Source organism: Streptomyces sp. PA03-6a (genome assembly GCF_033792765.1).
Lineage (GTDB): Bacteria > Actinomycetota > Actinomycetes > Streptomycetales > Streptomycetaceae > Actinacidiphila.
Genome location: NZ_JARAVK010000393.1, coordinates 1 through 5,618, shown reverse-complemented (window position 1 = coordinate 5,618; position 5,618 = coordinate 1). Strand labels below are relative to the sequence as shown.

General features: G+C 75.8%; 6 protein-coding genes. All 6 read left to right on the top strand.

Annotation, left to right across the window (positions count from 1 at the left end; all coding sequences use genetic code 11):
* The first annotated feature begins 105 nt into the window (after positions 1-105).
* Entirely contained in the window at positions 106-1,377 is a 1,272-nt protein-coding gene (locus PV350_RS43865; protein ID WP_500338961.1) for an FAD-dependent oxidoreductase, read from the top strand.
* Positions 1,374-2,273: a dihydrodipicolinate synthase family protein gene (locus tag PV350_RS43860; RefSeq protein ID WP_500338960.1), complete on the top strand. Its 900-nt coding sequence runs from the start codon at positions 1,374-1,376 to the stop codon at positions 2,271-2,273. Before PV350_RS43865 ends, PV350_RS43860 begins: the two co-directional genes overlap by 4 nt.
* Positions 2,274-2,336: 63 nt before the next feature.
* Positions 2,337-3,338 carry a proline racemase family protein gene (locus PV350_RS43855; RefSeq protein ID WP_499511470.1) on the top strand — a complete coding sequence of 334 codons (1,002 nt, stop codon included), beginning with the start codon at positions 2,337-2,339 and terminating at the stop codon, positions 3,336-3,338.
* Between the two features lie 58 nt (positions 3,339-3,396).
* On the top strand, positions 3,397-4,068 hold the full coding sequence (locus PV350_RS43850; protein ID WP_500338959.1) for a GntR family transcriptional regulator: 672 nt from the start codon (positions 3,397-3,399) through the stop codon (positions 4,066-4,068).
* Positions 4,065-4,763 (top strand): (2Fe-2S)-binding protein, encoded by a 699-nt coding sequence (locus PV350_RS43845; RefSeq protein WP_499511468.1) that lies wholly within the window; start codon positions 4,065-4,067, stop codon positions 4,761-4,763. The genes PV350_RS43850 and PV350_RS43845 overlap by 4 nt, the downstream gene beginning before the upstream one ends.
* A gap of 128 nt (positions 4,764-4,891) precedes the next feature.
* The coding region (locus tag PV350_RS43840; protein WP_500338957.1) for an SAM-dependent methyltransferase at positions 4,892-5,618 on the top strand (727 nt) is incomplete at its 3' end.

The window sequence follows — 5,618 nt, the reverse complement described above, 5'->3', positions numbered from 1 at the left end:
GCCCCGGCTCCATGCACCAGACCTGGCGCTGCGGCAGGTGGGTGACGCGGCCCGTGGCGAGGTGGGCCTCCAGCGCCCGTGCAGCCCCCGCCAGGTGCGCCACGCGTGGTGCAGGGCCCGGGTCCTGCGCGGGTCGCCCTGGTCGACGCCGCGCTCCAGGCGGGCGGGCAGTTCTACCGGCAGCCCGCGCCGGGACTCCGGGCGCGCAGGACCCGGGCCCTGCACCACGCGTGGCGCACCTGGCGGGGGCTGCACGGGCGACTGGAGGCCCACCTCGCCACGGGCCGCGTCACCCACCTGCCGCAGCGCCAGGTCTGGTGCATGGAGCCGGGGTTCACCCTCCACACGCTCGAGGCGGGCGCGATCCGGGCGGACGCGGTGGTCCTCGCGACCGGGGGCTACGAGAAGGTGCTGCCGTTCCCCGGCTGGACGCTGCCCGGGGTCGTCACGGCGGGCGGCGCGCAGGCCATGCTCAAGGGCGGCCTGGTGCTCCCCGGCCGTACGGTCGTCGTCGCCGGGACGGGGCCGCTGCTGCTGCCGGTCGCGGCGGGCCTCGCGGCGGCCGGGGCGCGCGTCGCGGCGCTCGCCGAGGCCGCCGACCCGCGTGACCTGCTGCGGCACGCCACCGCCGTACCCCTCGGCAAGGCCGTTGAGGGTGCCGCCTACGCCGTCCGGCTCGCCCGGCACGGGATCCGCGTGCGCTGGCGGCACACGGTCGTCGCCGCCCACGGCGAGGACCGCGTCGAGGCGGTCACCCTCGCCGGGCCCGACGGCACACGGCGCCGCGTCGCCTGCGATGCCCTCGCCGTCGGCCACGGGCTGTTGCCGCACACCGACCTGGCGGACTCCTTCGAGGTGGACGCGGAACAGCGCACCCCCACCCCCGGCGTCTGGGCCGCGGGCGAGGTGACCGGCGTCGGCGGCGCGGAGCTCGCGCTGGCCGAGGGGGAGATCGCCGGCCGCTCCGCCGCCGCCCGGCTGCGCGGCACCGAGCCCCGCCACGCCACGTGGGCCGCGGCCGCCCGCCGCCGCGAGCGGCTGCGGAGGTTCGCCGCCGTGCTCGACGCCGTCTACCGGCTCCCCGGCGACTGGGCGGAGTCCACCGTCACCGACGACACCCTGCTGTGCCGCTGCGAGGAGGTGCCCGCCGCCGCCGTCCGCGAGGCCGTCCGCGACCTCGGCGCCGGCGACCTGCGCACCGTCAAGCTGCTCACCCGCGCCGGGATGGGCTGGTGCCAGGGCCGCGTCTGCGGCCCCGGCGTCGCTGCCGTCGCCGGTTGCCCCTTCACCGACCCCGGGCGGTCCCTCGCCCGGCCCGTGCCGCTCGGCCTGCTGGCCGGCGGGACGGAAGAAGAGGAAGAGAGGGAACGGCCATGAACACCACCCCCGACCGCCCGTGGCGCGGCGTGCTCGTCGCCACAGCCCTGCCGCTGCGCGCAGGTGACCTGTCCGTCGACTACGAGGCCTACGCGGCCCACTGCGCCTGGCTGGTGGCGAACGGCTGCGACGGCGTCGTGCCCAACGGCTCCCTCGGCGAGTACCAGGTCCTGACCCCTGCCGAGCGCGCGCGGGTCGTGGAGACGGCCGTCGCCGCGATCGGCGGCGAGCGCGTCGTACCGGGCGTCGCCGCGTACGGCTCGGGCGAGGCGCGCCGCTGGGCCGAGCACGCCGCCGACGCCGGCTGCTCGGCCGTGATGCTGCTGCCGCCCAACGCCTACCGTGCGGACGAGCGTTCCGTGCACGCCCACTACGCCGAGGTCGCGCGGGCGGGGCTGCCGGTCGTCGCGTACAACAACCCCTACGACACCAAGGTCGACCTGACCCCGCGCCTGCTCGCGGAGCTGCACGGCGCGGGCCACATCCAGGCCGTGAAGGAGTTCAGCGGCGACGTGCGCCGCGCCTGGGAACTGGCCGAGCTCGCCCCGGAACTCGACCTCGTGGTCGGCGCGGACGACGTCCTGCTCGAACTGGCCACCGCGGGCGCCAAGGGCTGGGTGGCGGGCTACCCCAACGCCCTGCCCCGCGCCTGCGGCGAGCTCTTCCGCGCCGCGGTCGCCGGGGACACCGCGACCGCGCTGCCGCTCTACCGGGCGCTGCACCCGCTGCTGCGCTGGGACTCCCGGACGGAGTTCGTCCAGGCCATCAAGGTGTCGATGGACCTCACCGGCCGGTACGGCGGCCCCTGCCGCCCGCCGCGCATGCCGCTGCTGCCGGAGCAGGAGAAGGAGGTCAGGGCCGCCACCGAGGCCGCGATCGCCGCAGGCCTCGCCTGACCGGGCTCCGGCCCCGCCCAGCCGGGCTCCGGCCCCCCCGACCCACGAGGAGGACACACCCCCATGCGCAGCAAACTCGTCCTGCACGCGGTGGACTCCCACACCGAGGGCATGCCCACCCGCGTCGTCACCGGCGGCATCGGCACCGTCCCCGGCGCCACCATGAACGAACGCCGCCTCCACTTCCGCGACCACCTCGACCACATACGGCACCTGCTGATGGACGAGCCGCGCGGCCACGCGGCGATGAGCGGGGCGATCCTGCAGCCGCCGACCCGTCCGGACGCCGACTACGGCGTGATCTACATCGAGGTCTCCGGCTACCTCCCGATGTGCGGGCACGGCACGATCGGCGTGGCGACCGTCCTCGTCGAGACCGGCATGATGCCGGTGACCGAGCCCGTCACCACGGTCCGCCTGGACACCCCGGCGGGCCTGGTCGTCGCGGAGGTCGCCGTCGAGGGCGGCGCGGCGACCGCCGTGACCCTGCGCAACGTCCCCTCGTTCTGCGTCGCGCTGGACCGCAAGGCCGTCCTCGCCGACGGCCGTACGGTCACGTACGACCTCGCCTACGGGGGGAACTTCTACGCGATCCTGCCCCTGGACGCCTTCGGCCTGCCCTTCGACCGCTCCCGCAAGGACGACATCCTCGCCGCGGGCCTGGCGCTGATGGACGCGATCAACGCCGAGGACCCGCCCGTCCACCCGGAGGACCCCACCATCCGCGGCTGCAAGCACGTCCAGTTGCTGGCGCCCGGCTCCACGGCCGTCCGTTCGCGGCACGCCATGGCCATCCACCCGGGCTGGTTCGACCGTTCACCCTGCGGCACCGGCACGAGCGCGCGCATGGCCCAGCTGCACGCCCGCGGCGAACTGCCCCTGCACCAGGACTTCGTGAACGAGTCCTTCATCGGCACGCACTTCACCGGCCGGCTCACCGGCACCGCCGAGGTGGCCGGTCTGCCCGCCGTGCTTCCGTCCGTCACGGGCCGCGCCTGGATCACCGGCACCGCCCAGTACCTGCTGGACCCGGCCGACCCGTTCCCCTCCGGATTCGTCCTCTAGCCGCCCGGGCACCGATACTGGTCGCATACATGCCACGTCGCCGAGGAGGAGCCACCGCATGGCAGCGCACGACGGGCCCGCCCTGCCCGCCGAGGGCGGGCAGCGCACCGGCAGTTACCGCGAGCTCGTCGCGGACGCCCTGCGCGCGGCGCTGGTCGCCGGGGAGCTCCGCCCCGGCGAGGTGCACTCGGTGCCCGCGCTGGCGGCCCGCTTCGGCATCTCCGCCACGCCCGTCCGCGAGGCGCTGCTGGACCTGGCCAAGGAGGGGCTGCTCGACCCGGTGCCCAACAAGGGCTTCCGGGTGACCGCGGTGTCCGAGCGGCAGCTCGACGAGTACACCCACATCCGTTCGCTCATCGAGGTCCCGACCGTCACCGGCCTCGCCTCCACCGCCGACGCCACGGCGCTGGAGGCGCTGCGCCCGGCCGCCGAGGAGATCGTCACCGCCGCCGCGGCCGGCGACCTCATCTCCTACGTGGAGGCCGACCGCCGCTTCCACCTCGGGCTGCTCGCGCTCGCCGGCAACGAGCACCTGGTCGAGGTCGTCGGCGACCTGCGCAAGCGCTCCCGGCTGTACGGCCTCACGGCGCTCGCCGAGCGTGGCCTGCTGCGGGCCTCCGCCGAGGAGCACCTGGAGCTGCTGGACGCCCTCCTGGCCCGCGACGGCGCGGCCGTACAGGCCGTCATGACCCGGCACCTCGGGCACGTCAGGGGCCTGTGGGCGCGATGACCGGCGCAGGCGCCGTGGGGCCGGGACCGTTCTTCACCGTGCGCACCGGGCCGGGGGAGCCGCGGGCCGAGGGCTTCGTGCCGCTGGCGCAGGTGTACGCCGGGCGGCCGTCGCCCGCGCTCACCGGCCGGGTGGCGGAGGTCGGGCGGCGCCTGCGCACCTCCGAGCGGCGCGTCGCCGCCTCGCTGGCCCACCAGGGGCTGGCCGCACGGCTGTGGTCCGTCGCGCTCGGCCCGGCGGCGCTGACCGGCCGCATGCCCGACCTGTCCGGCGGACGCCTGTGGTGGCACCCCGGCCGGTCCACCCCGGACGAGCTGTGGCTGCCGGACGACGCCCCGGAGGTGCCCGCGGGGCGGCTGCGCGAGGACGTCCTCCACGGCCACCTCGTGCCCCTCTGCGCGGCCGTGCACGCGGTGTCGGGCGTCGCGCCCGGACTGCTGTGGGGCAACGCCGCCTCGGCCCTCGCCGGCACCCTGCGGGTGCTGCACTCCTGGTGCCTGGGCGAGGGCGCGCGGCCCGACGCGGCCGCCCGCGCCGTCGCGCTGGCGGAGGAACTGACGGCGGACCCGCTGCTGTGCGACGCCGGCGACCTGCGGCTCACCGGGGCCGGCGCGCCCGCCTACGCACGCCGCAGCTGCTGCCTGTACTACCGCGTGCCCGGCGGCGGACTGTGCGGGGACTGCGCGCTGCGCTGAGGGCCAGAAGGCCTTCGTCCGGCCCCTCGACCAGGAACTATCCTCGTGGGCAGAGAAGTTGATGATGTGAAAAGCTGTCGTCAGCGGTGCCGGGTCAGGGCCCGGACGGCCGCCGAGAGGAGCGCAGCGTGATGGAGAACGGTTTCCGCGCCGAGGAGATCGACACCGGCAGGCCGCACCCCGCGCGGATCTACGACTACCTGCTGGGCGGCAAGGACAACTACGAGGTGGACCGCACGGCCGCCGACGCGCTCGCCGCCGCCGCGCCCGAGGTGAGGATCGGCGTCCGCGCCAACCGGGCCTTCATGCGCCGCGCCGTCCGGCACGTGGTCGGCAGCGGCGTCCGCCAGGTCCTCGACATCGGCACCGGCCTGCCCACCTCCCCCAACGTGCACGAGATCGCCCAAGAGGTGGCGCCGGACGTCCGCATCGCCTACGTCGACAACGACCCGATCGTGAACACGCACGCCAACGCCCTGCTCAGCCGCTCGGGCGCCACCAGCGTCGTGCTCGCCGACCTGCGCGACCCGCGGGCCGTCCTGGAGCACCCCGACGTCCGCCGGGTCATCGACTTCGACGAACCCGTCGCCCTGCTCCTCGTCGCCGTCCTCCACTTCCTCACCGACGCGGAGAAGCCCGCGGAGATCGTCGCCAGCCTGCGCGACGCGCTCCCGGCCGACAGCTACGTGGTGCTCTCGCACGCCACCGGCGACTTCGCCGACCGCAGCGACGCCCAGGCCGTCTACAACAACGCCACCGCCACCTTGAACCTCCGCTCCCGCTCCGAGGTCGAGCGGTTCTTCGACGGCTTCGAGCTGGAGGACCCGGGCCTCGTCCAGGTCCCCTTCTGGCGCC